The organism is Paraburkholderia flava (genome assembly GCF_004359985.1).
GTDB classification, from domain to species: Bacteria; Pseudomonadota; Gammaproteobacteria; order Burkholderiales; family Burkholderiaceae; genus Paraburkholderia; species Paraburkholderia flava.
In genome coordinates, this window is the sequence record NZ_SMRO01000004.1 from 337,692 (window position 1) to 363,027 (window position 25,336).

The window sequence follows — 25,336 nt, forward strand, 5'->3', positions numbered from 1 at the left end:
TGAACGGAACCCCGCTTTCAACGCGGACCGCGCGACCAACCGCTCAACCGACCGACCAGACCCAACGCACCCCACCGCAATGAAGCTCACCCCCCGCGAAAAAGACAAACTCCTGATCTTCACCGCCGCGTTGCTCGCCGAGCGGCGCCGCGCGCGCGGTCTGAAGCTCAACTATCCGGAAGCGGTCGCGTTCATCAGCGCCGCGCTGATGGAAGCGGCGCGCGACGGCAAGACCGTCGCCGACGTGATGCACTACGGCACGACGCTGCTCACGCGCGACGATGTGATGGACGGCGTCCCCGAAATGATCCCCGACATCCAGGTCGAAGCCACGTTCCCCGACGGCACGAAGCTCGTCACCGTCCATCATCCGATCCCGTGAAGGAGGCCGCATGATCCCAGGCGAACTCATCGTCGACAACGGCGAACACGAACTGAACGCAGGCCGCACCACCCTCACGGTGACGGTCGCGAACACCGGCGATCGACCCGTGCAGGTCGGCTCGCACTACCATTTCTACGAAGTGAACACGGCGCTGTCGTTCGATCGCGCGGCGGCTCGCGGCTTCCGGTTAAACATCGCATCGGGTACCGCCGTGCGCTTCGAGCCGGGCCAGTCGCGTACGGTCGAACTCGTCGAGCTGGCCGGCGCACGCACCGTCTACGGCTTCAACGGCCTGGTGATGGGCAAGCTTTGATGTCGCACATGCCACGCATGCGATCCCACCGTCGACACCTCACGCCTCACTCCGGACTCACATCATGACCTTACGCATCGGCCGCCGCGCATACGCGGAAATGTTCGGCCCCACCACGGGCGACCGCGTCCGTCTCGCAGACACGGAGTTGCTGATCGAAATCGAGCGCGACTACACGATCTACGGCGAGGAAGTGAAGTTCGGCGGCGGCAAGGTGATCCGCGACGGCATGGGCCAGTCGCAGCGCGTCGCCGCCGATGTCGTCGATACGGTCGTGACGAATGCGGTGATCCTCGATCACTGGGGCATCGTGAAGGCCGACATCGGCATCAAGGGCGGCCGCGTGGTCGGCATCGGCAAGGCGGGCAATCCGGACATTCAACCGGGCGTGACGATCGCGATCGGCGCGGCGACCGAAGTGATCGCCGGCGAAGGGATGATCGTCACGGCGGGCGGCATCGATACGCATGTTCACTTCATCAGCCCGCAGCAGATCGACGAGGCGCTCGCGTCCGGCGTGACGACGATGATCGGCGGCGGCACCGGTCCCGCGACCGGCACCAACGCGACCACCTGTACGCCAGGACCGTGGCATCTCGAACGGATGCTGCAAGCGGCCGACGGCTATCCGATGAATCTCGGCTTTCTCGGCAAGGGCAACGTGAGCCTGCCCGAGCCTGCGGAAGAACAGATCGCGGCAGGCGCAATCGGTTTGAAGCTGCATGAGGACTGGGGCTCGACGCCTGCCGCCATCGACAACTGCCTGTCGGTTGCTGATGCCACCGACACGCAGGTCGCGATCCACACCGACACGCTGAACGAAGCGGGCTTCGTCGAAGCGACGGTTGCGGCGTTCAAGGGCCGCACGATCCACACGTATCACACCGAGGGCGCGGGTGGCGGCCACGCGCCGGACATCATCAAGGTCTGCGGCGAAGCGAACGTATTGCCGTCGTCGACGAATCCGACACGTCCGTACACGGTCAACACGCTCGACGAACATCTCGACATGCTGATGGTCTGTCATCACCTGGACCCGTCGATTGCCGAGGACATCGCATTCGCCGAATCGCGGATCCGTCGCGAGACGATTGCGGCCGAAGATATCCTGCACGACCTTGGCGCGCTGTCGATGCTGTCGTCGGATTCGCAGGCGATGGGGCGTGTCGGCGAGGTGATCATCCGCACGTGGCAGACCGCGCACAAGATGAAGGTGCAACGCGGCGCGCTGCCCGAAGATGCAGGAAACGGTGCGCGCAACGACAACTTCCGTGCGAAGCGTTACGTCGCGAAGTACACGATCAATCCGGCGCTCACGCACGGCATCGCGCATGAAGTCGGTTCGATCGAGCCGGGCAAGTGGGCCGACCTGGTGTTCTGGGAACCGGCGTTTTTTGGCATCAAGCCTGCGCTGATCCTCAAAGGCGGGATGATCGCGCTCGCGCAGATGGGCGACCCGAACGCGTCGATTCCAACGCCGCAGCCGGTGCATTATCGCGAGATGTTCGCGACGCGCGGCGGCGCGCTCGCGCGCACGTCGCTGACGTTCGTGTCGCAGATGGCCGCGGCAGCGGACATCGCGGGCCGCTATGGTCTGACGAAACACATCGTGCCGGTGCGCAACTGCCGCTCGGTGACGAAGGCGCATATGATTCACAATGCGTGGCAGCCGTCGATCAGCGTGGATCCGGAAACCTACCAGGTGATCGCCGACGGCCAGCTGCTGACGTGCGAGCCCGCCACCGTATTGCCGATGGCGCAACGCTATTTTCTGTTCTGACCATCGATAGAATTTCAATCATGCGAACGCTCGACAAACGCATCGACCCACACATAAAGCTCGCCGCCGTGCTCGTGAAACGCGCGCCCACGCTGACGCTCGCATACGGCGACCGCTGCCGTAGCCGCCTCGCCGCGACGCTCGATAACGGCGACGAAGCAGCCGTGCTGCTGCCGCGCGGCACGATTCTTAGCGATGGCGATGTGCTGGTTGCGCAGGACGGTGGCCTTGTCCGCGTGATCGCCGCGCCCGAAGCAGTGCTGCTGGTTACATCGCCGGATCGGCTCACGCTGACGCGCGCCGCGTATCATCTCGGCAATCGCCATACGCCGGTTGAGGTCGGTGTCGAGTCGCTAAAGCTCGAAGCGGACGCTGTGCTTGAAGATATGTTGAAGAGGCTAGGTGCGCATGTCGAGCATGCGACGCTGCCGTTCCAGCCCGAATCCGGCGCGTATGGCGGCGGTCATAAGCATGGTCACGATGAATCGTTCGCCGAAGACTATGCGCTCGCGCAGCAGGTGTATGGCGAGCATCATGGCCATTCGCACGACGCACACGATCACTCGCATCAACATCCGCACGCCGAAAAAACTCACAGCCACGCGCACCACGACCACCCCGGCGAGTGCGAACACGACCACTGCCACGATCACGCGCACGGCGACGGCCCCGGCCAGGGGCTCGGCCATCACTCGCACCATGCGTATCGCTGAACTCACCGCGCTGCTGCATCTCGCGTCACCGGCACTGCCGATCGGTGCATTCAGCTATTCGCAGGGACTCGAAGCGGCCATCGAAGCGCAACTCGTCACCGACGCGGACAGCGCACGCGACTGGATCGCGAGCGGTCTGACCGACGTACTCGCACGCGGTGAACTGCCGTTTGTCGCGCATCAGATCGAACGCTGGCGCATGCACGATGCGGCCGGTCTCGCCGAAGCAAACGAGAGCTTCATCGCGAGCCGCGAGTCGATGGAACTGCGCCGCGAAACCGAACAGATGGGCTGGTCGCTACGGCAGTTGTGCGCGTCGCTTGAATGGGGTGATGCGGAACGTCGCGCGACGCTCGCTGCACTCGTTCCGATCGCGCAGCCGACTGCGTTCGCATTCGCCGCGTACGCACACGACATCGCACCCGACGCCGCCCTCGCCGCGTACGCATTCAGCTGGGCCGAGAATCAGGCCGCCGCTGCGCTAAAGGCGGTGCCGCTCGGTCAGCTTGCAGGACAGCGGATCATCGTCGCACTGCGCGATTCAATCGACGGCGCGGTTGCTTACGCGCTCGCCACATCGCCCAATGATCTAAATACGTTCGCGCCGCAACTCGGCATTCTGTCGGCGCGTCACGAGTCGCAGTATTCGCGGCTATTCCGTTCATAAGCGCATCACGCAATCACTCAAGAACATGAATGCACCTCACGCCTCTGCTGTGAATAAAACCCGCACGAAGAAATTGCCGCCGCTGCGCGTGGGCGTCGGTGGCCCGGTCGGTTCCGGAAAAACCACGCTGCTCGAAATGCTCTGCAAAGCGATGCGCGAGCGCTACGACCTCGTCGCGATCACCAACGATATCTATACGAAAGAAGACCAGCGTCTGCTGACGGTTGCGGGCGCGTTGCCCGCCGAGCGGATCATGGGTGTCGAGACAGGCGGCTGTCCGCATACGGCGATCCGCGAAGATGCGTCGATCAATCTCGAAGCCGTCGACCGGATGCTCACGCGTTTTCCGGATGCGGACATCGTGTTCATCGAATCGGGTGGCGACAATCTGGCCGCGACCTTCAGCCCGGAGCTTTCCGATCTGACGATCTACGTGATCGACGTCGCGGGCGGCGAGAAGATTCCGCGCAAGGGCGGCCCCGGCATCACGAAGTCGGACCTGCTGGTGATCAACAAGACCGACCTCGCGCCGATGGTCGGCGCGAATCTCGACGTGATGGCCTCCGACGCGAAGAAGATGCGCGGCGAGCGGCCGTTCGTGATGACCAATCTGAAGGCGCTCGACGGGCTGGCGGATGTTGTCGCGTTTATCGAGAAGAAGGGGTTGTTGACGGCGGGCGTTGCGTAGTTACAGCTCCGGCGCAGGCAACAACGTCGTCAGCACATCCACCGTCCGCACCGTCGCGCCGCGATGCCGCGCGGCAAACGCGGAAGCAGCCGCACCCATCGCGATGCGTCGCGGCCGGTCTTCGAACAGCTCACGCAACGCACGCGCGAGATCGGCCGGATCGCTGACCTGCACAGCCGCGCCGGTCGCGACCGCATCCTTCGTCGCCTGCGTGAAGTTGAACACGTGCGGCCCGATCAACACCGGCACGCCGACCGCGCAAGCCTCGATCAGATTCTGTCCGCCGAGCGGCAACAGACTGCCGCCGATAAACGCGAGGTCCGACGCCGCGTAGTACGCGCCGAGTTCGCCCATCGAATCGCCGAGCAACACGGTGACGTCGGCGGGCAATGCGGGGATCGGTGTTTGTGCCGCAGCAGCAGCGCCTTGCGGCGCCCACGTCGAACGCCGTTCGACACGCAGGCCTCGCTTCGCCGCAAGCGCCGCGACTTCATCGAAACGCTGCGGATGACGCGGCACGAGAATCAGCAACGCATCTTCGACGGCGAGCGCAGCAAACGCCTGCAGCACCAGTTCCTCTTCGCCTTCGCGCGTGCTCGCCGCGACCCACACCGGCCGCGTGCCGATCGCCGCACGCCACGCATGACCGCGCACCGCGAGTTCCGGCGTCGGCGTCATATCGAACTTCAGGTTGCCGAGCACGACGACATTGCGCGCACCGAGCGCAGTCAGGCGTTCGGCATCGGATGGACTCTGCGCAAGCACACGCGAGAAACCACCGAACACTTCGCGCGTCGCGCGGCCGAATTTTGCTGCGCGTCGATACGAGCGGTCCGACATCCGCGCATTGGTCAGCACGAGCGGCACATCCGCACGACGGCATTCGTCGATCAGCGCCGGCCACACCTCGGTTTCCATCACGAGCCCAAGCGACGGACGCCACGCACGCAGAAAGCGACGGATTGCGCCCGGCATGTCGTACGGCAGATAGCTGCGCAGCACGCGATCGCCGAAGATCTGTTCGCCGGTCGCGCGACCGCTCGGCGTCATATGCGTGAGCAGAATGCGTGCATCGGGACGCGCGGTCAGCAGCGCATCGATCAGCGGTTGCGCGGCCCGCGTCTCGCCGACCGATACCGCGTGGACCCAGATCAGCGGCGCATCGTCTTCGGGCACGCGACCCGGCGTGCGACCGAAGCGCTCCGCGATGTGCTCGCGATAGCCGCGCTCGCGACGCGAACGGATCATCAGACGCAGCACCGCAAGCGGCGCGACGATCCACCACAGCGCGTTATAGATCGGCCTCAGCATGCGGCCTCCGTCGACCGCATCATGAAAACGCAGAAGCCGGCGCTCAAACCAGCGCCCTGCCCTGCAGGCGTTCGAGAATACCGAGCGGCGCGCACTCCGGCTGCGCCATCGCGCGGACCGGCAGGAAGAACGTCTGCTCAAGCATGAACTGACCGGACATCACCGCGTGCGACGTCTGATCCGAGAAACAGACCCACACGCTGCCGGGCGGAAACGGCATCGTCTGTTGCGGCGAGACTTTCTGGTAGTCGAGATCGGCCTTCATGCCGTCGTGCAGATTCAGCATCAGGTGGTCGTAGGCACTGCGCGGCGACTTCGTCACGTGCAGCAGATTCAGCAGCCACGCGGCGCCTGGCAGCTGCGGCTTGATGCGCGGCAGGAAGCGTTTCGCCATATCCTCGAACGGCTCGCCGACACGCCACACGCGCGGCACGCCATGCGGATTCACGTTCGTGAACACGCGCAGGATGCGCTCGCCGTAGTTGGGCCGCGACGGAAACGAATCGACGTGCAGACGGCTGTCGTCCTTGCGCCACGACGTCTCGCGCGTTTCGACCTGATGCAGTCGCAGACTCGTCGGTGCGACGCGCAGCTTGCCGTCGTATTCGGGAAAGAGGCCATCGACGAGCGAGCGCGCATTCGCCTGATAACGCGCAATCAACGCACGCACCGCCGACTGCGTGACCGCATCGCCGAGCACGCCATGCAGCGCGCCGCCGTTCGGTTCGAGAGAGATGTTCTTGCGTTTCGGATCGGCGAGCGCGGGATCGAGCAGCGCGGGTTCGCCGCCTTCGATCGCGAAGCGCAGGTTCGGGAAGTACAGCACCTTGCCCCGCTCGACGCCGGCAAGCAGCGTCTCGCGCGGCACGGACAGGTTCTGTGCGTGCCAGTCGCCTGAGGAGACTTCGATGATCTGGGATTCGTTCATGGTCGCTCTAAAAACGGGTGGAGCGGAAATGCGTGCGTGAGGCCGAAGGTATGCAACGTCACAGCAGGCCGAAGCCCGCAAGCGTCGCCTTCACCTGCTGCAACGTCGGCGACTGTCCAGCGGTGCCGAGATTGACGACGTTCGGCGACCAGTAGCCGCCGGTCCGCCACGCGGTCGCGAAATTGTACAACTCGACTGTCGGCCGCTTCAGGGCTGCCGCGATGTGCACGAGGCCGGTGTCGACGCCGACCGTCGCAGCCGCACCGTCGATCAACCCGACCACAGCCGGCAGCGACAGACGAGGCGGCACGATCGCGGCGGCGCCGAATTCCTTCGCGAGGCGTTCGCTGGTCGCGCGTTCGGCATCGCTGCCCCACGGCAGCACGATCGACGCGCCGCGCCGGATCAGCGACTGGCCCAGCTCGATCCATGCCGCGTCGGGCCACTGCTTGTCGGCTCGCGACGTCGCGTGGACGAATACGACGTACGGCACCGGCAGGTTCAGTCCGGTCTCGTTCAATGCCAATGCAGCGCGGCGTGTGTCGAGACCGAAGTCGATGTCGTCGGTGGGTTGCGGCATCGGATCGCCAAGCGCCGCCGCGACCAGTTGCCGCGTGCGTTCGACCACATGCGTGCGCGGCTCGATCGGCACGCGCTTGTCGTAGAAGAAGCGCACCGGCCACTCGTAGCCCGCGCCGTCGGTGCGGTTGCCGAGGCCGACCACCGGCCCGCGCGCCATCCGCGCGACCCATGCGGTCTTGATGAGCCCCTGGCAGTCGATCACGAGGTCGTAATGCTCGGCCGCGAGCGCGCGACGAAACGCGCCGATCTCGCGCCAGTTGCCCGGCGAGAACAGCCGCTTGCGCCAGCGCCTCAGCGACACGGGAATCGCGCGATGCACGCCGTCCACCAGTTGCACGAGCGACACGAAGCTTTCTTCGACGAGCCAGTCGATCTGCGCGTCCGGATGCCTGCGGCGAATGTCCGCAATCACCGGCATGTTGTGTACGACGTCGCCGAGCGACGACACCCTCACGATCAGTATCTTTTGTGCGCTCAAGAATGGAACGCCGGACAGGGTCCGGCCGAAGATGCGTTAAAAGTGCGCAATTTTAGCGCGCCGCGGGCGTCGCCTCGCATAAAACGCGTAAAAACGCGGCGCGGGGGTTTTCACCCACGCGCCGCGCCCTTACCGCTTATTGCACACGCTTGTTTCGCCTGCTTTGCGCGCGTGCCGATTGGCCCCGCCGCTTCGCAATCAGAACGGCAGCTTCGCGTCCGGCTTTTCCGCCAGAATCACGCGGCGGAAGTCTTCCTGGATGCGCGAAAGCGCCTCGTCGTTATCGGCTTCGAAGCGCATCACGACGACCGGCGTCGTGTTCGACGAACGCGCAAGCCCGAAGCCGTCCGGATACTCGACCCGCAGACCGTCGATCGTCAGCACGTCGTCGGCACCGGTGAACTTCGCGTTCTTCTGCATACGTGCGATCAGCGCGAAGTTCTCGCCTTCTTCGAGCTTCAACTGCAATTCCGGCGTGGAATGCGAATTCGGCAGACCATTGAGCAGCGCGCTCGGGTCCTGCACACGCGTCAGGATTTCGAGCAGCCGCGCGCCGGTGTACAGACCGTCGTCGAACCCGTACCAGCGATCCTTGAAGAACACGTGACCGCTCATCTCGCCCGCGAGCGGAGCGCCGGTTTCGCGCAGCTTCGCCTTCACGAGCGAATGGCCGGTTTTCCACATCAGCGGTACGCCGCCCTTGTCCTTCACCCACTTCGCGAGATTGCGCGTGCACTTCACGTCGTAGATAATCTGCGCGCCCTTGTTGCGCGACAGGACTTCTTCGGCGAACAGCATCAGCTGACGGTCCGGATAGATGATCTGGCCGTCCTTCGTGACGACGCCGAGGCGGTCGCCGTCGCCGTCGAATGCAAAGCCGATTTCGGCGTCGGTTTCCTTCAGCGCCTTGATCACGTCCTGCAGATTCTCCGGATGTGCCGGGTCCGGGTGATGGTTCGGGAAGTTGCCGTCGATCTCCGTGAACAGCTCGACGAGTTCGCAGCCGAGCGCCTTGAACAGACGCGGCGCGAGACCGCCCGCGACACCGTTGCCGGTATCGACGACCAGCTTCATCGGCCGCGCGAGCTTCACGTCGCCGACGATGCGCGCGAGGTACGCGTCCGCGATGTCGTGTTCCTCGTAGCTGCCGCTGCCGGCCTCGAAGTTATCGTCGACGATCCGTTGATACAGCGCCTGGATCTGCTCGCCGTAGATCGCGGCGCCGCGCAGCACCATCTTGAAGCCGTTGTAGTCGGGCGGGTTGTGGCTGCCCGTCACGACGATGCACGAATCGACGCGGCGCTCGCCGCCCTTCAACGGCAGCGGTACGCTCGCCGCGAAGTAGCCGACCGGCGTCGGCACCATGCCGACGTTCACCACGTCGACGCCGGCCGAACGCAGGCCGTCCGACAGCGCCGCGATCAGATCGGGACCGGACAGCCGGCCGTCGCGCGCGACGACGACCGAGTCGCCGCCCTGCTTGCGCACTTCGCTGCCGAACGCGCGGCCGATCGAACGGGCCGCATCCGTGTCGAGCGTCTTGCCGATCACACCGCGGATGTCATACGCCTTGAAAATGGACTGGGAGATCATGGATTGGCTCACTTACGTGCAAAGGAAATTTTGACCGGCGCGGCACGCGAGATCGGTAGACTTCGCGTGGCGCCCTTGCCGGAAGCGGTCCGGTTCCAACTTATAATCGCGGTTTTCAGAGATGCCGTGCAGGCCCCTATTCTAATGCTTAGACGCGCTCGTCGAACAAAGTTGCCGGCAATCGTGGTGAGGGTGACCGGGCGCGCATTCACGCAGAACCGCGTGCTGCCGCGCGCTCCACGGACCCGCGCCGGATGACCCCGGTGACGCGCCGTTTCGCGAACCCGGACGTCGCGCGGGCTTTCGCGAACATTGTCTGGCTCGGGCTCGAACGGGTCACGCAGATCGTCGTCGCAATCGCGATCAGCGGGATGCTCGCCCGCTACTTCGGTCCCGATGCGTTCGGCAAATGGCAATACGCGAACACGCTGCTGCTCGTGCTGTCGCCGATCACGTGGGTATGCGGCGCCGAAATTCTCGTGCCCACCATCGTCCATCGTCCGGCCGACCAGCTCGGCACGGTGCTCGGCAGTGCGTTCGCGCTGCGCATCGTCGTGTCGGCGGGTGCGTTGCTGCTCACATGGGCCGGCATCGCGATGGGTTTCACCGATCCGCTCGTCGGCGCGATGCTCGCGGGCCTCGCGATGACGATGCTGTTTCGCGAACCGCTCGTCGGCGTGATCAATTCGTGGCTGCAGAGCATGACGTTCAGCAAGCCGCAACTGATCACCAGCATGACGACCGCGATCGTCAAAGCCGCGCTCGTGTTCGCGCTGGTGCGCATGGCGGCGAGCCCCGCGCGTTTCGGCTGGCTGTGGGCGCTCGAATCGGCGGCGATCGGCATCGTGCTCGTGCTGTACTACGTGCGCCGCCACGGCTCGCTCGACTGGCGCCTCGACCGCACGCTGTTCCGCCATTTCGCGACCGCGGGCACGGTGTTCTGGCTCGGGCTGATCTGTATGTATCTGTTCCTGAAACTCGACCGGCTGATGCTCGAACGCACGATCTCGTTCGCCGATCTCGGCCGCTACTCCGCCGCGCAGCAGCTGAACGAAAACTGGATCACGCTCGCGCTGATGCTCGCGCAGACCATCGCGCCCGCGTTCGTCTATCGCGTGCAGGACGAAGCGCAGCTGCGCCGCAACCTGTGGCGCCTGACCGGGATGACCGCGCTGCTGATGATCGGTGGCGCCGTGGTGCTCGATGCGCTCGCGGGCTTCATCATCCGGCGCGTGTTCGGGCCGGCGTATGAAGGCGCGATCGATATTTTCCGCTGGGCTGTGTGGCTGTCCGTGCCGGCCGGCATCGAGGCGATCGGCAATCTCGTCGTGCTCAAATATCAGGCGAAATTCGTGCTGCTGTCAAAGTGGCTGCTTGCGCTTGCTGTAGCGTTCGTCGTGAACCTGATTGCGATTCCTCGGCTGGGTGCGTATGGCGCGCTCGTCGGACTCGCGGTCGGTTATCTCGCGGCTGCGAGCGTCAATCTTTACTACATCCGCTTCAAGTTGCGCCCATGACGGTTTCTTCTTCCACGCGTTCCCCTGGTACAGGCATGCTCGACGACGTCGCCGTGCTGATGCCCGCGTACAACGGCCAGGCCGACGTCGAGCGCACGCTCGCATCGTTCAGCGAAGATGCGCCGGTGCATGTGCTGATCGTCGACGACGGCAGCACGCCGCCGATCGTCGCGCCTGTGCTGCCGAACCTGTTGGTGGAAATATTGCGGATGCCGCGCAATGGCGGCATCGAGCGCGCGTTGCAGGCAGGCGTCGAAGCACTCGCCTCACGCGGGTTTCGTTACGCGGCGCGTATCGATGCTGGCGATTTGACGGTGCCCGGACGTCTCGCGAAACAGCGTGCACATCTCGAAGCGCATCCGCAGATTGCAGGGCTCGGCATGTGGGCGCAGGTCGTCGCGCACGACGACGGCCGCCCGCTCTTCATGCTCGCGCCGCCCGCCGAGCCTGCAGCGATCCGTCGCGTGCGCTTCCTGCGCAGCTGCTTCGTGCATCCATCGATGATGCTGCGTATCGATGCGGTCCTCGCGGTCGGCAACTATCGCGAGGCCTATAAAGCCGCCGAAGACCTCGATCTGTTCCTGCGACTGATGACACGCTACGACTGCGCGAATCTGCCGGAACTGGGTCTGTACTATGAGCTGAACGAAGGCGGTATCAGCGCAACGAAGCGGCGTCGGCAGATCGCATCGACGCTGCGGCTGCAACTGCGCTACTTCAATCTGTTCAATCCATATGACTGGCTCGGCCTCGCGAAGAATCTGCTGCATTTCGTCACGCCGTACCGCGCGCTGCAACACATCAAGCGCAGACTGTATGCGTCGAGCGGTAACGCATGATCTTGCCCATGTCCTTTTCCCTGGCTTCTGCATGAGTTCTTCTTCCGCTTCCGGCGCGAAGCTGCGCATCGTCCTCGTCTGCAACACCGCGTGGGCGATCTACACGTACCGTCAGGGGCTGATCCGGATGCTCGTCGCGAGCGGCGTCGACGTGATCGTGCTCGCGCCGCGGGATCGCACGTTCGAGCCGCTGGCGGAAATGGGCTGCCGCTGTATCGATCTGCCGGTTGCATCGAAAGGCACGAACCCGCGCGACGATCTGCGCACGCTCGTCGCGCTGTATCGCCACTATCGCGCGCTCCGGCCGAGCGTCGTGTTCCATTACACGATCAAGCCGAACATCTACGGATCGATCGCGGCGAAGCTCGCGGGCGTCGCGTCGGTCGCGGTGACGACGGGTCTCGGCTATGTGTTCATCCAGCAGAGCCGCGCGGCGCAGGTTGCGAAAAAACTGTACCGTTTCGCGTTCCGCTTCCCGCGTGAGGTCTGGTTTTTGAATCGCGACGACCTGGCCGCGTTTACCGACCAGAATCTGCTCGTCCACCCCGAGCGTGCGCGGCTGATGCACGGCGAAGGCGTCGATCTCGACCAGTTCGCGCCGGCGCCTTTGCCGCAGAGAAATGAAATTATTTTCATTTTGATCGGCCGTTTACTGTGGGATAAAGGTGTCGGCGAATATGTCGAAGCGGCGCGGCAGTTGCGCACGCGCTATCCGCATGCACGGTTCCGGCTGCTCGGACCGGTCGGCGTCGACAATCCCAGCGCGATTTCACGCGACGAAGTAGCCGCGTGGGAACGCGAAGGCGTGATCGAATACGCGGGCGAGGCGCACGACGTGCGGCCGTTTATCGCCGACGCGGACTGCGTGGTACTGCCGTCGTATCGCGAGGGCGTGCCGCGCACGCTGATGGAAGCGGCCGCGATGAGCCGCCCCGCTGTCGCGACCGACGTGCCGGGCTGCCGCGAAGTGGTCGCGGACGGCGTCAACGGTCTGCTGTGCGACGTCAAAAACGCGACGAGTCTCGCCGACGCGATGGCAAACATGCTCGACATGGGCGGCGCAGCGCGCCGCGAGATGGGGGAACGCGGCCGGCAGAAAGTCGCGGAAGAGTTCGACGAACGTAACGTCGTCGAACGATACAAAGACCTGATTCGAAACTTGACGGGCGTTTCACTTTAACGGAGCACAGCATGGCCACGAAGGGCACGATTCTGGTAACGGGCGGTGCGGGCTTTATCGGCTCGCACACGTGCGTCGAATTGCTGAACGGCGATTATGACGTCGTCGTCGTCGACAATCTCGTGAACAGCAATCGCGAATCGCTGGCGCGAGTCGAACGCATCGCCGGCAAGCCGGTTTCGTTCTACGAAACCGATGCACGCGACGAAGCCGCGCTCGAACGGATCTTCGACGCGCATCCGATCACAGGCGCCATTCATTTCGCCGCGCTGAAGGCGGTCGGCGAATCGGTCGCGAAGCCGATCGAGTACTACCGCAACAACATCGACAGTCTGCTCGTGCTGCTCGCCGTGATGCGCGCGCGCAACGTGAAGCAGTTCGTGTTCAGCTCGTCGGCGACGGTGTATGGCGTGCCGAAAAGCTCGCCGATCGACGAGTCGTTCCCGCTGTCGGCGACCAACCCGTACGGTCAATCGAAGCTGATCGCCGAACAGGTGCTGCGCGATCTCGAACTCTCCGACCCGGCATGGCGCATCGCGACGCTGCGTTACTTCAATCCGGTCGGCGCGCATGAAAGCGGGCTGATCGGCGAGGATCCGTCGGGCGTTCCGAACAATCTGATGCCGTACGTCGCGCAGGTCGCGGTCGGCAAGCTCGACAAGCTGCGCGTGTTCGGCGGCGATTACGACACGCCGGACGGCACCGGCGTGCGCGACTACATCCACGTCGTCGATCTCGCGCGCGGCCACCTCGCCGCGCTCGATGCGCTCGTCACACGCGATGCGAGCTTCGTCGTGAACCTCGGTACGGGCCAGGGCTATAGCGTGCTCGACGTCGTGCGCGCGTTCGAAAAAGCTTCCGGAAAACCGGTGCCGTACGAAATCGTCGCGCGTCGTCCCGGCGACGTCGCGCAGTGCTACGCGAATCCGGCCGCCGCCGAACAGGTGATCGGCTGGCGCGCGCAGTTCGGCATCGAGCGGATGTGCGCGGACCACTGGCGCTGGCAGGAACGCAATCCGAACGGATTCGCGGCAGGCTGATCGTTGTTCTCTGATGGGCCGGTTGATGCCGGCCCTGTCGCTTCTCTTTTCGCCCCCCTACAAACCGCTATCGAATGCGTTCGACGCCCGTCGGATGTGCCGCTGCGCGCGCATTTGCGTGAGCATCACCGCCTTCCGCTGCGTAGCCCGATAAACAAAACAGAAGGCTAATCGCGGTTTTTTGCGCCTCTGTGGCGCATGCGCGCGCCCTAGAATGAGTGCTGACATAACCTATTCGATCGGGACGAGACGCAGAATGACCACTAATCAGTCGATGTTGGTAGTAAGCGCGCACAGCGCGGATTTCGTGTGGCGTGCAGGCGGTGCGATTGCGCTGCATAAGAAAAACGGCTACCGCGTGAAGGTGGTCTGCCTGTCGTTCGGCGAGCGAGGCGAATCCGCGAAGCTGTGGCGCAAGGGCGAAATGACGATCGAGAAAGTGAAGACCGCGCGCCGCGAAGAAGCGGAACGCGCGGCCGACGTGCTCGGCGCCGAAGTCGAGTTCTTCGATCTGGGCGACTACCCGCTGCGCGTCACCGACGAAGCGCTGATGCGTCTCGTCGACGTCTATCGCGAAGTGCAGCCGGCGTTCGTGCTGAGCCATTCGCTGAAAGACCCGTACAACTTCGACCACCCGCTCGCGATGCACGTCGCGCAGGAAGCCCGCATCATCGCGCAGGCCGAAGGGTACATGCCGGGTCAGAAAGTGGTCGGCGCGCCGCCCGTCTATGCATTCGAGCCGCATCAGACCGAGCAGTGCGAATGGACGCCGACGACCTTCCTCGACATCACCGAAGTGTGGGACGTGAAGCGTCGCGCGATCGAATGCATGGCGGGCCAGGAACATCTGTGGGAATACTACACACGCGTCGCGCTGCAACGCGGCGTGCAGGCGAAGCGCAATATCGGTATCACCGCGAGCCGGAACATCGAGTACGCGGAGGGGTATCAACGCGTGACGCCGCAAGTCGTCGGAGACCTGTCATGAGCCGCGGCGTTGTGGTGACGCGGATCGCGCGTGCGAATCCTGCTAGCGTCGAGCGGTTGCAACGGGCCGGCGCCGCAACGGTTCACGAAGCGCAGAACCGTCTTGGGCTGCTCGGCTCGTACATGCGGCCGATTTATAGCGGCGCATCGATTGCCGGCTCCGCTGTCACGGTGCTGGTGCCGCCGTCGGACAACTGGATGCTGCACGTCGCAGTCGAGCAATGCCAGGCCGGCGACGTACTGGTCGTCGCACCGACGTCGCCGTGCGAAGACGGCTATTTCGGCGAACTGCTCGCGACGTCGCTGGCTCATCGCGGTGTGCGCGGGCTCATCATCGATGCGGGTTGCCGCGATGTCCGCGCATTGCAGCAGATGAATTTTCCGGTGTGGTCGAAGGCGGTTTCCGCGCAAGGCACCGTGAAGGAAACGCTCGGCTCGGTCAACGTGCCGGTGGTGTGCGCGCGGCAACTGGTGCGGCCCGGCGATGTGATCGTCGCGGATGACGATGGGATCGTCGTGGTGCCGCTCGAAACTGTCGATGCTGTGGCTGACGCGTCGGATGCCCGTCTCACGAAGGAAGAGAAGACGCGCGGTGTGCTGGCGTCGGGTCAGCTCGGTCTCGACTACTACGCGATGCGCGGCAAGCTCGCTGAAAAGGGCCTGCGTTACATCGAGTCGCTCGATCAGGTGTAGCGGGACGCGCAGCCGCACATCTCAAGGCACGCTCTTTATCGCGTCCGATCTGCGCGCCAACGACGCCGCGCGCGCAACGTGGACGGAAACCACAACGAACACGGAGCACGCATGACCCCAATCGATCGCGTTGCATTCATCGGTTTCGGCGAGGCCGGTGGCATTCTCGGCGCGGCGCTTGCGTCGCGCGGTCTGCGTGTGACGATGTTCGACCGATTACTCGACGACCACGCTGCTGCTGCTTCAATGCGCGACAAGGCGACGAGCGCTGGTGTGCATCCAGCAGCGACGGTTGCCGATGCGATCGCGGGCGCATCGCTGATCGTGTCAGCCGTGACGGCGACGTCTGACGTCGACGTCGCGAATGCCGTCGCGCGTTGCATCGCGCCCGGGCAAACGTTCCTCGACATCAACTCCGTTTCGCCCGCGACGAAGCAGCATAGCCAGCAATGCATCGAAGCGGCCGGCGGGCACTACGTCGAAGCCGCGGTGATGGCACCAGTGCCGCCGTATGGCCTCGCGGTGCCGATGCTGCTCGGCGGAAATCACGCGGAATTGCTCGCAGCGCAGCTAAGCGCACTCGGTTTCAACGCGCGCGCCGTCGCGACGCAAGTCGGCGTCGCGTCGGCTGCGAAGATGTGCCGAAGCGTGATGATCAAGGGTATCGAAGCATTGACCGTCGAATGTCTGAGTGCGGCACGCGCACACGGTGCGGAGCACATCGTGCTTGCGTCGCTTTCAGAAACCTTCGACAAGATGCGTAGCACCGAAGACCTGCCCGGCTATCTGATCAGCCGCGTCGCAGAGCATGGACGTCGTCGCGCGGCGGAAATGCGTGAAGTCGGCGAAACGCTGCGCGAAGTGGGCATCGAACCGTCGATGAGCGATGCGTGCGCGCAGTTGCAGGATCGTTTCGTCGATACGATGGCCGCGCGCGGCGTGAAGTACGACACGCTGTCGCCATTCGTGTGGCAGGACCTGCTTGATCTGCTTAACGCGGCTTGACGCTCGCCACCTCCCCCACCACCACACGAATCGCATCGATCAACGCACGCGCGGCCGGCGACGGACTGCCGGCGGTTCGCAGCGTCAACCCGATGTCGCGGTTTGTGCCGCGCATCGGAATGTCGAGCATCACCAGTTGCCCCGATTCGCGCTCGTAATGCAGTTGCTGCGCGGACAGTGCCGCGATCATGTCGGTGCGTAGCAGCAAACCGCGTATCGTCGCAAGATCGGCGGATTCGACGGTCGGCAGCGGCGGCTTCGCTTTCATCCGTTTGAACATCGATTCGAACAGACCGCGCGCCGGCGAATGGCTACGCGGCAAAATCCAGCGCGCGCCCGCCAGATCCTTGACGGTCAAACCGCGCGCACTCGCGAGCGGATGATCGCGACGCCCCAGCACGACCAGATCCTCCGACATCAGCTTCTCGTTCTCGAGACCGCTTGTCGCGTCGTTTGCACGCAGCGCGCCGAGGATGAAATCGATGTCGCCTGCGCGCAGCCCCGCAACCAGCGTTTCGTACGCGCTCTCGTCGGTCACGACGCGCACGCCTGGATAGCGCATCGTCACACGGGCGATCGCTTCAGGCAGGATCAGCGTGCGACCGAGCGGCAAAGCACCGACCGTCACGCTGCCCTGGATGCTGCCGAGCAACGCGGCGACATCGTCCGACACGTGACGCAATTCGTTCAGCGCACTGCGCACGTGTGCGAGAAACGTCTCGCCGTCGCTCGTCAATAACAGGCCGCGCGGGTTCCGGTCGAACAGCGTCAACCCCGCGCCGCTTTCAAGAATCCGGATCGCGCTGCTGACGGCCGGCTGCGTGATCCCGAGCGCACGCGCTGCACTCGGCATGTGCCGATGACGCGCGAGCGCGGAGAACTGTTCGAGCCGTCGCGTGTTCAGCAGATACGCGGGCACGGCCCCTTGCGCGACCGCGCGACGCGGCGCCTGACGCATCGCGCACCAGCGCGCGAGCGCTTCGAGTTCGCCGAACACGCGATCGCTGCGCGTCAGCACAGCACGGCACACCGATGTCGGCAGCATCCCCGTCGGCTTGCGATCGAACAACGGCTCGCCGAGCGCCGACTCGATTTCACGCACCGCGCGTGTCACCGCCGATTGCGCACGAAACAGCGCGGCCGCTGCGCGACTCACGCTGCCCGTCTCCGCGACAAGCCGCACCGCGCGCAGGCCTGCGAGATTCAGTAGTTGTCCGCCGCTCATCGGGCACGACCTCGCGGTTGTTCCAGTGCCTCAGACTTCATGCCGCACCGCCGATCAACTGCAGCTTCGGCAGCGACAGGTTGAGGCTTTCCCGCGAGATGTGCGTGTGTTCCTTCATCAGCGCCTCGACACGCGCGCCCTCGCCGTTCACGAGCGCCGTCACGATCACGTGATGCTGGCGATGCGCGTATGCGAGCATCGTGTATTGCCGCGCTTTCGCGGTTTCGTCGAAGGCGATCGTCGCCGGTGAGACAAACGGGATCTTGTCGTTCAGGTTCAGCGCGGCCGTCAACGCTGCGTTCTGCGCAGCGTCGGCGATCAATGCGTGGAAGCGTCCGTTGATGTCGGCGTAGCGAACGTCATCGCCCGCTTTCAACGCGCCGCTTTCGAACAGGCGATCGCCCTCGCGCAGACAGTCTTCGAGCGCGCTCTGCAACGCGGCGCTGGTCCCACGCTCGGCGACGCTGCGTGCCGCGAGCCCTTCGAGCACGCCACGCACGTCGATCGCATCGAGCACGTCGCCGACGCTGAAGCGCCGCACGAGAAATCCGCGCGCGCCGGAGCGCTCCAGCAACCCCTCCGACGACAGCACGCTCAACGCGTAGCGCAGCGGCGTGCGCGACACGCCGAGCTGTTCCGACAGTTGTGCCTCGACGAGCCGGTGTCCCGGCGCCAGTTCGCCGCGCAGGATCTTTTCGCGCAGCGTCTGCACGATCGCGTGTTGGGTAGTCGAATTCATGTGCCAGGTCTCCTCGTCCCGAACATAGCCCTGTATGGGCGGCCGCGCAACGAGCGCCCCTCGCGGATTGCGAGTTGGTTCTACGGCCATCTGTTCCATTTATCGCGCAGCGGCCCTGGCGGGGTGCCATGCAGCTACGCATTCTCGCTACGGGATACCAAAATAGGCTTGCGGGACGGGCCTCCGCGTCATTTCAGAATCATCATATCTGGAAGTAATGCCTTATTTTAAGACACAAACTCCGTTTTCGTGACGTTTACCCCCACTGTCCCAAATGCGCGACTTTTTGTACTTTGGTATCCCATACAAGCTTTGAGCGCGAGAGACCCCAAAACCGGATCGTATCGAATCCGACGTCACACCCACGCAACACACGCACGACAACGCACAACGCTCACTGAAACAACGGAACGGAAGGACATGGCAAGAATCATCGGCGGAATCGGCACCTCGCACGTGCCGACCATAGGCGCGGCCTACGACAACCAGCGGCAGAACGATCCGGCATGGGCGCCGCTGTTCGACGGCTATGAACCGGTCGCGCGATGGCTCGCGGAACACAAGCCCGACGTGATGGTGATGTTCTACAACGATCACGCGAACAGCTTCTTCTTCGACTGCTATCCGACCTTCGCGCTAGGCGTGTCGCCGCATCACGAGTTCGCTGACGAAGGTGCGGGCAAGCGTCCGTTGCCGGACATCGCGGGCCATCCCGATCTCGCGATCCACATCGCCGAGCAGATGATCGAAGACGAGTTCGACTTGACGATCTTTCAGGAGCGTCCACTCGATCACGGCTGCAACTCGCCACTGTCGCTGATGCTGCCGCACGACGGCGGCTGGCCGCTCGCGCTGGTGCCGATGGAGATCAACGTGCTGCAGTACCCGCTGCCGACCGCGCGACGCTGCTACCGGCTCGGCCAGGCGCTGCGTCGTGCGATCGAATCGTTTCCGCAGGATCTGAAGGTCGTCGTGGTCGGCACCGGCGGGCTGTCGCATCAAGTGCACGGCGAGCGCAGCGGCTTCAACAACACCGAGTGGGACATCGAATTTCTCGATCTGATCGTGCACGACCCGCAGCGTCTCGCGGCGATGAAGCACGTCGATTACGTGCGCCTGGGCGGTGCGGAAAGCGTCGAGACGATCATGTGGCTCGCGATGCGCGGCGCGCTCGGCAACGAGATTCGCGAGCTGCATCGCAACTACTACCTCGCGACGAGCACGGCAATGGCCGTCACGCTCTACGAAGAACGCGACCCACGCAACGAACGCGAGGACACGCGATGAATCCGCAACTGACCGGCATCGAAGCACTGACCGGCACCTACCCGTTCGACATCCAGCAAAGCATCAAGACGCTGTCGCTGAACCGCTTCTTCTGGCAGATGCGCATGCCTCACGCACGCGAGCTGTGGCTGCGCGACCGCAACGCGGCGTACGACGCAGCCGGCCTCACCAGCGAAGAAAGAATGCTGGTCAACGACTGCGACTGGCTCGGCCTGATTCGCTACGGCGTGTGCTTCTTCGTACTCGAGAAGTTCGCACGCGTCGTGAAGGTCACCAACCTCGCCATGTATGCGTCCATGCGCGGCGAGACCCTCGAAGCATTTCTGCAGACACGTCAGGTGCCGGACGCGGCATAGCGAACGGGACGGCACGACGTCCCGCTCCTTTTCATACGACAACACGACCCCGCGCTCGACAGCGCGCGGGGCGGGGAAGCTTTTTTCCGGAGACAGGCATGAACCCAGCATCGGCAGTGGACATCAAGGCGTTCATCGACGCCCGCAAAATGTCGGGATACCAGTGGCTCGTTCTCGCGCTGTGTTTCCTGATCGTCACGATGGACGGGCTCGACACCGCGGTGATGGGTTTCGTCGCACCGGTCGTGATGCACGACTGGAATGTCGGGCGCGCGGCCTTCGGGCCGGTGATGAGCGCCGCGATGATCGGCCTCGCGGTCGGTGCGCTCGTCGCCGGACCGGCCGCCGATCGCATCGGTCGCAAGGCGATTCTGGTCGGATCGGTCGCGTGCTTCGGCGTCTTCAGCCTCGCCTGCGTATTCGCCGACACGCCGCTGCAACTGATCGCTCTGCGCTTCCTGACCGGTCTCGGGCTCGGCGCCGCGATGCCGAACTCGACGACGCTGCTGTCCGAATACGTGCCGTCGCGCAGCAAGTCGCTGCTGCTGACGATCATGTTCACCGGCTTCAACTTCGGCTCGGGTGCGGGCGGTTTTGTCGCAGCGTGGCTGATTCCGAACTTCGGCTGGCGTGCGGTGTTCGTGTTCGGCGGCGTCGTGCCGCTGCTGAGCGTGCCGCTGCTCGTGTGGCTGTTGCCCGAATCCGCGCGCTTTATGCTCGTGCGCCGCATGGCGACCGCGCGCATCGCAGCGACGCTCGGTCGCGTGTGCCGGCACACGTTCGGCGACGACGTGACCTTCGCCGCGACGGAAGCACCGGTCGCCGCGAAAGCGCCGGTACGCATGCTGTTTTCCGACGGCTACGCGTTCGGCACGCTGACGCTGTGGGTCACGTACTTCATGGGCCTGCTGATCATCTATCTGCTGACGGGCTGGTTGCCGACACTGATCAAGGAAGCCGGTCTGCCGGTCGCGCGCGCGGCGGCGATCACCGGTCTGTTCCAGCTCGGCGGGACAGTCGGCGCCATCGCGGTCGGCTTCGCGATGGACCGCATGAACCGCAACGCGGTGATCGGCGTCGCGTACCTGCTGGGCGGCGTCTTCATTTTCGCGCTCGGCACCGGCACGCTGACGTCGGGCCTGCTGCCGGTGCTCGTCTGCTGTGCGGGCTTCTTCATGAGCGGCGCACAGACCGGCCTGAACGCCCTCGCGCCGACCTACTACCCCACTCGCGCCCGCGCGACCGGCGTCAGCTGGATGCTCGGCTTCGGCCGGCTCGGCGGGATTCTGGGTTCGCTCGTCGGCGGCGTGCTGCTGTCGATGGGCTTCAGCTTCGCGACGGTCTTTACGATTCTCGCGATACCGGCCGTCCTCGCGGCAGTCGCGATCGTGATGAACCGCGTCGCGTTGCGCTACATCACGAATCCTGTCGCGGAGACGTGAATGCATGCATACGGCACGCGGCAAGCAACACATCGATTCTTATAACTTCTTGAGGAGCGGAGACATGAGCAACAACTACAGTACAAGCGCCGAGATCGGCAACGGACCGGCACAACCCACGACCGAACGACCGGGCCTGCAGAAAATCATCCGCGCGGGCGTGGCCGGCGGTCTCGCGGGAGCGGTGATCATCTGGATCTACGAAGCGCTGATCTGGGTCGGCGCGCAGCATCTGATGCCGCTCGCCGGCATTCCGCGCAACGCAACCGGCCTCGTGTTCGGCAAGGACGTGCAGGATTCGCTCGGCATCTGGGCGTATTTTCTCGGCACCGCGATTCACTTCGTCTTCGCGACCGGCTGGGGGATCCTGTTCGCCGCGATCTGGCCATCCTTCCGCCGACGCGGTTACGAAGCGACGTTCGTCGCGCTGTTCTACGCGATGTTCGCGTGGATCGTGATGCACGTCGCGATCATGATCGCATCGACCAATCATCCGAACTACTACGACCCCGCCGTGATCATCGGCGGCTTCATGTCGCACTTCTGCTTCACCGTGCCGCTCGCGTTGATCATCAAGCGCAAGCTCGCCGCGAACTGAACCAGTAGAACGTATAGATCCGGGGACGACATGAAAACAAAACTCGTAGCCATCCTGACTGTTGTTTCAGCGACGACGGCGATGACGGAACAGGCCCATGCGCAATCGTCGATCACGCTGTACGGTGTACTCGACGTATTCGGCGGCTATCAGTCGGCGAAGGTCGGCGGCAGCAACAAGTCGCTGGCGGTACTCGGCAGCAACGGCGAGATGACGAGCCGCTGGGGTCTGCGTGGAACCGAAGACCTCGGCGGCGGATACCGCACCACGTTCGATCTGGAGAGCGGCTTCGATCCCACCACGGGTACGCAACAGAATGCGTACCGCTTCTTCGACCGGCAGGCGTGGATCGGCATCTCGGCACCGTATGGGGAATTTCGTTTCGGTCGGCAGAATACGCCGATGTTCGGATGGAGCGGCAACCTCGACGCGTTCAGCGCGGCCACCTACGGTTCGGGCTACAACAACTTCGCGAACTGGCTCGCGCGGGTCGACAACGACATCAGCTATATCTCGCCGAAAATCGCCAATACGCAGCTCGAAGCGCACTACTCGGTCGGCGGAAAGGCAGGCACGCTGGCCGGCAATGCGGTTTATCAGGTGGGCGTGCAGACGAACCAGGGGCCGGTCTATCTCGCGTTCGCCTACCTGAACGCGGCCAACGCGACGAACACGAACCGCGTGCAGGAAATCATGGCCGGCGGCAACGTCGACTACGGCAGCGGCCGCGTGTACCTCGCATGGTTCCGCGCGAACGATGTGATTTCAGCGACCACGGGCAACGCGTTGAGCAATCCGGCCGGCAAGTACGATCCGACCGTCGGCCCCGTCGGCAACACGGCGGGCAATTATCACAGCACGTACTCGGTATCCGCCGACTATCGCGTGAGTCCGTTCCTCAGCGTCGGTGCCGGCTATGCGTGGATCAAGGACAGTTCGTCGCTCGGCAATAACGCGCGGCAGATGAGCGCGATCGTCAACTACGATCTGTCCAAACGCACGCGACTGTACGGCGTCGTTTCGCGGCTCAACAACTCCGGCACGGCGCAGTTCAAGATGGCGGGCGCGAGCATCACGACCGGTTCGTTCCTCACGCCCGACGCCGGGCAGAACGAAACCGGCGTGCAGATCGGCATCCGCCATCTGTTCTAACGACGATGCATCACACTTCCTGCGGCTGATTTCCGTTGCCGTTGTTGCCCGTCAGGTAGTTCGCCGCATCGTTCGCGTGGTCGTAGTACTTGTCGGCCTTGTCGATGACCTTCGCGCCCTTCATCAGGTTGCTGACCATGCTGCTGCCGCTGGAAGCCGCTTCGGCGGCTTCCGCGCCGCCGCGCGCGGCCATCATGCCCACTTCCATTTCGGGCGCGGCTTCGGGCGCGACGACCATCGCCGCATCCGTGGCCGCACCGACGACCGCCTGGCCGAACTGCTTGAACGCACCCTTCACGTCGCCGTGCAACAGCGACGACACGCCGCCGACCGTATCGGTCACCGGCGAAACGATCTGCTGCATGAAGCCGCCGACGCCGTTCTCGATCTTGCCCCAGGTCTTCGACGCCTTGCTCGATCCGCGATACAGCGTATCGGTGCCGAACGCCTGCGTGAACGCCTTGTCCGCGTCGGAGCTGACCTTGCCCTTGCCGATATCGCCGATCTGGCTGCCGAGCATCTGCGCATCCTGATCGCTGAACGTGTTCGGCACGAGGCCGTTCTGTTCTTCGCTCTTCAGTTGCACGAGATCGTTGACCATCGAATTGCCGTCGCCGTTCTTCGCGTCCGCCTGGAATTTGGCGGCGAGCGTCGGGTCGGCGGCCTGCATGTCGGCCATCGCCTGTTGCGTGCCCTGCTGCTCCGCCGGTGCCGCAGCGGTGAGAATGTCTTCGGACTTCTTCGACGTCTTGTCCTGCACGCCTTTGACGATCGCGCCGATCGGCGTGAAGCTCTCGAAGAACTTCGAGATCGCGTGACCCGCGCGCGTCTGGCCGCCCTTGATATAGCTGCCGCCGAGCAGCGATTTCGCGTCGTCCTTCACGTGACCGTTGATCTTGCCGCCGCCGTGATCGTTGGCGAGTTTCTGCGCGCCGGACACTTCCTGGATCGCCTGATCCTTCGTGATCGCGCCTTCCTTGTACGCTTGCAATTCGTCCTCGGCCAGCGAGTTGCCGTCGCCGCTCTTCGCGTCCTTCATCGTCTTCGCGAACAGCGTCGGGTCCATCTGCTGGGTTTGCGACATCGCGTTTTCGAGGCTGGTGCCGCCGCCGGTCGTGCCGGTTGCGCCGCTGCCTGTGCCGGTCGTGCTGCTGCCGCCAGTCGGCGTAGCAGGTGCGCCTTGCGTTGCGGGCAGCGTCGTCGGTTGCTGTGCCGTGGCGCCCGTGCCACCGGGCTGCGTCATGCCCGGGCTCGACTGCTGCGGTGCTGCGGGCGGCTGGCCTGGCGCCTGCGATGCCGCCTGCAGTTCTTGCAGCGCCTGCTCGATGATCGGCATCAGTTCGCTGAGCAGCGACAGCGCAGCCTGATTGCTTCCCGCGTTGGCCGGATACGTGGTGCCCATCGTGGGCGGAATGGATTGCAATGGCTGCTGTAAAGCGGAGACGCTCATGCCGTGCTCCCGATGAGGAATCGTGGAATGGAGGGTGGACGTGCGGCGACACACGACGGATGCGCTATCGGCAATCCGTCATGCGGCAATACGACTCATGCCGACAATACCGCCGCGCAATCGAGCCATTTCGGATGCATCCGAAGGCGTGTACCGGAACGCGAAGTGGAGGCGATCAAGTCACGTTGAGACGCAAGCGGGACAAGGCTTTCAGCCGACTGACAGATGGTTCGTTCGCCTTCGCAGCGGACGTTTTTCGCCGCATCGTTCACAACGCCGACGCATCGTCCGACACCCCTTTACGTGCCCAAACCGATACCCCTTCGACGCATCGGTCTTTAGTTGGCGTGGGAGAATTAATTCCGACGAACCCGCCGTCACGCGTCGT

25 protein-coding genes are annotated in these 25,336 nt (G+C 64.1%); 18 read left to right on the forward strand and 7 right to left on the reverse strand.

Annotation, left to right across the window (positions count from 1 at the left end):
• Positions 1 to 79 precede the first annotated feature (79 nt).
• The 6 genes from E1748_RS29545 (at position 80) to ureG (ending at position 4,546) form a co-directional block, all read left to right on the forward strand.
• Positions 80 to 382, forward strand: coding sequence for an urease subunit gamma (locus E1748_RS29545; RefSeq protein ID WP_133650851.1), 303 nt, complete (start codon positions 80 to 82; stop codon positions 380 to 382).
• A 10-nt stretch (positions 383 to 392) separates the two neighbouring features.
• A complete protein-coding gene (locus tag E1748_RS29550) occupies positions 393 to 698 on the forward strand; it encodes an urease subunit beta (RefSeq protein WP_133650852.1) in 306 nt (101 codons plus the stop codon).
• Positions 699 to 762: 64 nt separating this feature from the next.
• On the forward strand, positions 763 to 2,478 hold the full coding sequence (gene ureC, locus E1748_RS29555) for an urease subunit alpha (protein ID WP_133650853.1): 1,716 nt from the start codon (positions 763 to 765) through the stop codon (positions 2,476 to 2,478).
• Positions 2,479 to 2,498: 20 nt separating this feature from the next.
• Positions 2,499 to 3,191, forward strand: coding sequence for an urease accessory protein UreE (ureE, locus tag E1748_RS29560; RefSeq protein WP_133650854.1), 693 nt, complete (start codon positions 2,499 to 2,501; stop codon positions 3,189 to 3,191).
• Positions 3,178 to 3,858, forward strand: coding sequence for an urease accessory protein UreF (locus tag E1748_RS29565; RefSeq protein WP_133650855.1), 681 nt, complete (start codon positions 3,178 to 3,180; stop codon positions 3,856 to 3,858). Before ureE ends, E1748_RS29565 begins: the two co-directional genes overlap by 14 nt.
• Positions 3,859 to 3,883: 25 nt before the next feature.
• Complete coding sequence (gene ureG / locus E1748_RS29570) at positions 3,884 to 4,546, forward strand: urease accessory protein UreG (protein WP_133650856.1); 663 nt, start codon at positions 3,884 to 3,886, stop codon at positions 4,544 to 4,546.
• On the opposite strand, the gene waaA is transcribed toward ureG, so the two are convergent.
• The 4 genes from waaA to E1748_RS29590 form a co-directional block, all read right to left on the reverse strand.
• Complete coding sequence (waaA, locus tag E1748_RS29575) at positions 4,547 to 5,857, reverse strand: lipid IV(A) 3-deoxy-D-manno-octulosonic acid transferase (RefSeq protein WP_133650857.1); 1,311 nt, start codon at positions 5,855 to 5,857, stop codon at positions 4,547 to 4,549. It lies immediately after the preceding gene.
• 43 nt (positions 5,858 to 5,900) lie between these two features.
• Positions 5,901 to 6,785, reverse strand: a complete 885-nt coding sequence (locus tag E1748_RS29580) for a Kdo hydroxylase KdoO (protein ID WP_133650858.1) — start codon at positions 6,783 to 6,785, stop codon at positions 5,901 to 5,903.
• 58 nt (positions 6,786 to 6,843) lie between these two features.
• Entirely contained in the window at positions 6,844 to 7,845 is a 1,002-nt protein-coding gene (gene waaC / locus E1748_RS29585) for a lipopolysaccharide heptosyltransferase I (protein ID WP_133650859.1), read from the reverse strand.
• Positions 7,846 to 8,043: 198 nt separating this feature from the next.
• Positions 8,044 to 9,438 carry a phosphomannomutase/phosphoglucomutase gene (locus E1748_RS29590; protein WP_133650860.1) on the reverse strand — a complete coding sequence of 465 codons (1,395 nt, stop codon included), beginning with the start codon at positions 9,436 to 9,438 and terminating at the stop codon, positions 8,044 to 8,046.
• A gap of 254 nt (positions 9,439 to 9,692) precedes the next feature.
• Between E1748_RS29590 and E1748_RS29595 the strand changes: the two genes are divergently transcribed.
• The 7 genes from E1748_RS29595 to E1748_RS29625 all read left to right on the forward strand — a co-directional run bounded on the left by E1748_RS29595 (position 9,693) and on the right by E1748_RS29625 (position 16,699).
• On the forward strand, positions 9,693 to 10,955 hold the full coding sequence (locus tag E1748_RS29595) for an oligosaccharide flippase family protein (protein ID WP_133650861.1): 1,263 nt from the start codon (positions 9,693 to 9,695) through the stop codon (positions 10,953 to 10,955).
• Positions 10,952 to 11,794, forward strand: coding sequence for a glycosyltransferase (locus E1748_RS29600; RefSeq protein ID WP_133650862.1), 843 nt, complete (start codon positions 10,952 to 10,954; stop codon positions 11,792 to 11,794). The genes E1748_RS29595 and E1748_RS29600 overlap by 4 nt, the downstream gene beginning before the upstream one ends.
• 31 nt (positions 11,795 to 11,825) lie before the next feature.
• Positions 11,826 to 12,974 (forward strand): glycosyltransferase family 4 protein, encoded by a 1,149-nt coding sequence (locus tag E1748_RS29605; RefSeq protein WP_133650863.1) that lies wholly within the window; start codon positions 11,826 to 11,828, stop codon positions 12,972 to 12,974.
• An 11-nt stretch (positions 12,975 to 12,985) separates the two neighbouring features.
• Positions 12,986 to 14,014 carry a UDP-glucose 4-epimerase GalE gene (gene galE / locus E1748_RS29610; RefSeq protein WP_133650864.1) on the forward strand — a complete coding sequence of 343 codons (1,029 nt, stop codon included), beginning with the start codon at positions 12,986 to 12,988 and terminating at the stop codon, positions 14,012 to 14,014.
• A 214-nt stretch (positions 14,015 to 14,228) separates the two neighbouring features.
• On the forward strand, positions 14,229 to 15,002 hold the full coding sequence (locus E1748_RS29615; RefSeq protein ID WP_240766853.1) for a PIG-L deacetylase family protein: 774 nt from the start codon (positions 14,229 to 14,231) through the stop codon (positions 15,000 to 15,002).
• Positions 14,999 to 15,694: a 4-carboxy-4-hydroxy-2-oxoadipate aldolase/oxaloacetate decarboxylase gene (locus tag E1748_RS29620; protein WP_133650866.1), complete on the forward strand. Its 696-nt coding sequence runs from the start codon at positions 14,999 to 15,001 to the stop codon at positions 15,692 to 15,694. The genes E1748_RS29615 and E1748_RS29620 overlap by 4 nt, the downstream gene beginning before the upstream one ends.
• 111 nt (positions 15,695 to 15,805) lie before the next feature.
• A complete protein-coding gene (locus E1748_RS29625; RefSeq protein WP_133650867.1) occupies positions 15,806 to 16,699 on the forward strand; it encodes an NAD(P)-dependent oxidoreductase in 894 nt (297 codons plus the stop codon).
• Here the strand turns inward: E1748_RS29625 and E1748_RS29630 are convergent.
• On the reverse strand, positions 16,686 to 17,924 hold the full coding sequence (locus tag E1748_RS29630) for a LysR family transcriptional regulator (protein WP_133650868.1): 1,239 nt from the start codon (positions 17,922 to 17,924) through the stop codon (positions 16,686 to 16,688). The two genes, E1748_RS29625 and E1748_RS29630, sit on opposite strands and share 14 nt — an antisense overlap.
• A 37-nt stretch (positions 17,925 to 17,961) precedes the next feature.
• The gene (locus E1748_RS29635) at positions 17,962 to 18,663 is read right to left on the reverse strand and encodes a GntR family transcriptional regulator (RefSeq protein ID WP_133650869.1); all 702 of its coding nucleotides are present in this window, start codon (positions 18,661 to 18,663) and stop codon (positions 17,962 to 17,964) included.
• Between the two features lie 420 nt (positions 18,664 to 19,083).
• Between E1748_RS29635 and E1748_RS29640 the strand changes: the two genes are divergently transcribed.
• From E1748_RS29640 to E1748_RS29660, 5 genes are all read left to right on the forward strand, one after another.
• Positions 19,084 to 19,950: a gallate dioxygenase gene (locus E1748_RS29640; protein WP_133650870.1), complete on the forward strand. Its 867-nt coding sequence runs from the start codon at positions 19,084 to 19,086 to the stop codon at positions 19,948 to 19,950.
• A complete protein-coding gene (locus E1748_RS29645; protein WP_133650871.1) occupies positions 19,947 to 20,306 on the forward strand; it encodes a protocatechuate 3,4-dioxygenase in 360 nt (119 codons plus the stop codon). Before E1748_RS29640 ends, E1748_RS29645 begins: the two co-directional genes overlap by 4 nt.
• A 98-nt stretch (positions 20,307 to 20,404) precedes the next feature.
• Positions 20,405 to 21,748 carry an MFS transporter gene (locus E1748_RS29650; protein ID WP_133650872.1) on the forward strand — a complete coding sequence of 448 codons (1,344 nt, stop codon included), beginning with the start codon at positions 20,405 to 20,407 and terminating at the stop codon, positions 21,746 to 21,748.
• 64 nt (positions 21,749 to 21,812) lie between these two features.
• The gene (locus tag E1748_RS29655; protein ID WP_133650873.1) at positions 21,813 to 22,346 is read left to right on the forward strand and encodes a hypothetical protein; all 534 of its coding nucleotides are present in this window, start codon (positions 21,813 to 21,815) and stop codon (positions 22,344 to 22,346) included.
• Between the two features lie 30 nt (positions 22,347 to 22,376).
• Complete coding sequence (locus E1748_RS29660; RefSeq protein ID WP_133650874.1) at positions 22,377 to 23,498, forward strand: porin; 1,122 nt, start codon at positions 22,377 to 22,379, stop codon at positions 23,496 to 23,498.
• A gap of 10 nt (positions 23,499 to 23,508) precedes the next feature.
• Here E1748_RS29660 and E1748_RS29665 read toward each other — a convergent pair whose 3' ends face one another.
• Positions 23,509 to 24,948 carry a hypothetical protein gene (locus tag E1748_RS29665; RefSeq protein ID WP_133650875.1) on the reverse strand — a complete coding sequence of 480 codons (1,440 nt, stop codon included), beginning with the start codon at positions 24,946 to 24,948 and terminating at the stop codon, positions 23,509 to 23,511.
• Positions 24,949 to 25,336: the final 388 nt, after the last annotated feature.

Coding starts and splice junctions, on each gene's coding strand:
- E1748_RS29615 (WP_240766853.1), top strand. CDS start 14,229: ATGAGTGCTGACATAACCTATTCGATCGGGACGAGACGCAGAATGACC.
- E1748_RS29645 (WP_133650871.1), top strand. CDS start 19,947: ATGAATCCGCAACTGACCGGCATCGAAGCACTGACCGGCACCTACCCG.
- E1748_RS29550 (WP_133650852.1), top strand. CDS start 393: ATGATCCCAGGCGAACTCATCGTCGACAACGGCGAACACGAACTGAAC.
- ureG (WP_133650856.1), top strand. CDS start 3,884: ATGAATGCACCTCACGCCTCTGCTGTGAATAAAACCCGCACGAAGAAA.
- E1748_RS29660 (WP_133650874.1), top strand. CDS start 22,377: ATGAAAACAAAACTCGTAGCCATCCTGACTGTTGTTTCAGCGACGACG.
- waaA (WP_133650857.1), bottom strand. CDS start 5,857: ATGCTGAGGCCGATCTATAACGCGCTGTGGTGGATCGTCGCGCCGCTT.
- E1748_RS29635 (WP_133650869.1), bottom strand. CDS start 18,663: ATGAATTCGACTACCCAACACGCGATCGTGCAGACGCTGCGCGAAAAG.
- E1748_RS29565 (WP_133650855.1), top strand. CDS start 3,178: ATGCGTATCGCTGAACTCACCGCGCTGCTGCATCTCGCGTCACCGGCA.
- E1748_RS29595 (WP_133650861.1), top strand. CDS start 9,693: ATGACCCCGGTGACGCGCCGTTTCGCGAACCCGGACGTCGCGCGGGCT.
- E1748_RS29620 (WP_133650866.1), top strand. CDS start 14,999: ATGAGCCGCGGCGTTGTGGTGACGCGGATCGCGCGTGCGAATCCTGCT.
- E1748_RS29650 (WP_133650872.1), top strand. CDS start 20,405: ATGAACCCAGCATCGGCAGTGGACATCAAGGCGTTCATCGACGCCCGC.
- E1748_RS29665 (WP_133650875.1), bottom strand. CDS start 24,948: ATGAGCGTCTCCGCTTTACAGCAGCCATTGCAATCCATTCCGCCCACG.
- E1748_RS29625 (WP_133650867.1), top strand. CDS start 15,806: ATGACCCCAATCGATCGCGTTGCATTCATCGGTTTCGGCGAGGCCGGT.
- galE (WP_133650864.1), top strand. CDS start 12,986: ATGGCCACGAAGGGCACGATTCTGGTAACGGGCGGTGCGGGCTTTATC.
- ureE (WP_133650854.1), top strand. CDS start 2,499: ATGCGAACGCTCGACAAACGCATCGACCCACACATAAAGCTCGCCGCC.
- E1748_RS29630 (WP_133650868.1), bottom strand. CDS start 17,924: ATGAGCGGCGGACAACTACTGAATCTCGCAGGCCTGCGCGCGGTGCGG.
- E1748_RS29545 (WP_133650851.1), top strand. CDS start 80: ATGAAGCTCACCCCCCGCGAAAAAGACAAACTCCTGATCTTCACCGCC.
- E1748_RS29655 (WP_133650873.1), top strand. CDS start 21,813: ATGAGCAACAACTACAGTACAAGCGCCGAGATCGGCAACGGACCGGCA.
- E1748_RS29580 (WP_133650858.1), bottom strand. CDS start 6,785: ATGAACGAATCCCAGATCATCGAAGTCTCCTCAGGCGACTGGCACGCA.
- ureC (WP_133650853.1), top strand. CDS start 763: ATGACCTTACGCATCGGCCGCCGCGCATACGCGGAAATGTTCGGCCCC.
- E1748_RS29590 (WP_133650860.1), bottom strand. CDS start 9,438: ATGATCTCCCAGTCCATTTTCAAGGCGTATGACATCCGCGGTGTGATC.
- E1748_RS29600 (WP_133650862.1), top strand. CDS start 10,952: ATGACGGTTTCTTCTTCCACGCGTTCCCCTGGTACAGGCATGCTCGAC.
- E1748_RS29640 (WP_133650870.1), top strand. CDS start 19,084: ATGGCAAGAATCATCGGCGGAATCGGCACCTCGCACGTGCCGACCATA.
- E1748_RS29605 (WP_133650863.1), top strand. CDS start 11,826: ATGAGTTCTTCTTCCGCTTCCGGCGCGAAGCTGCGCATCGTCCTCGTC.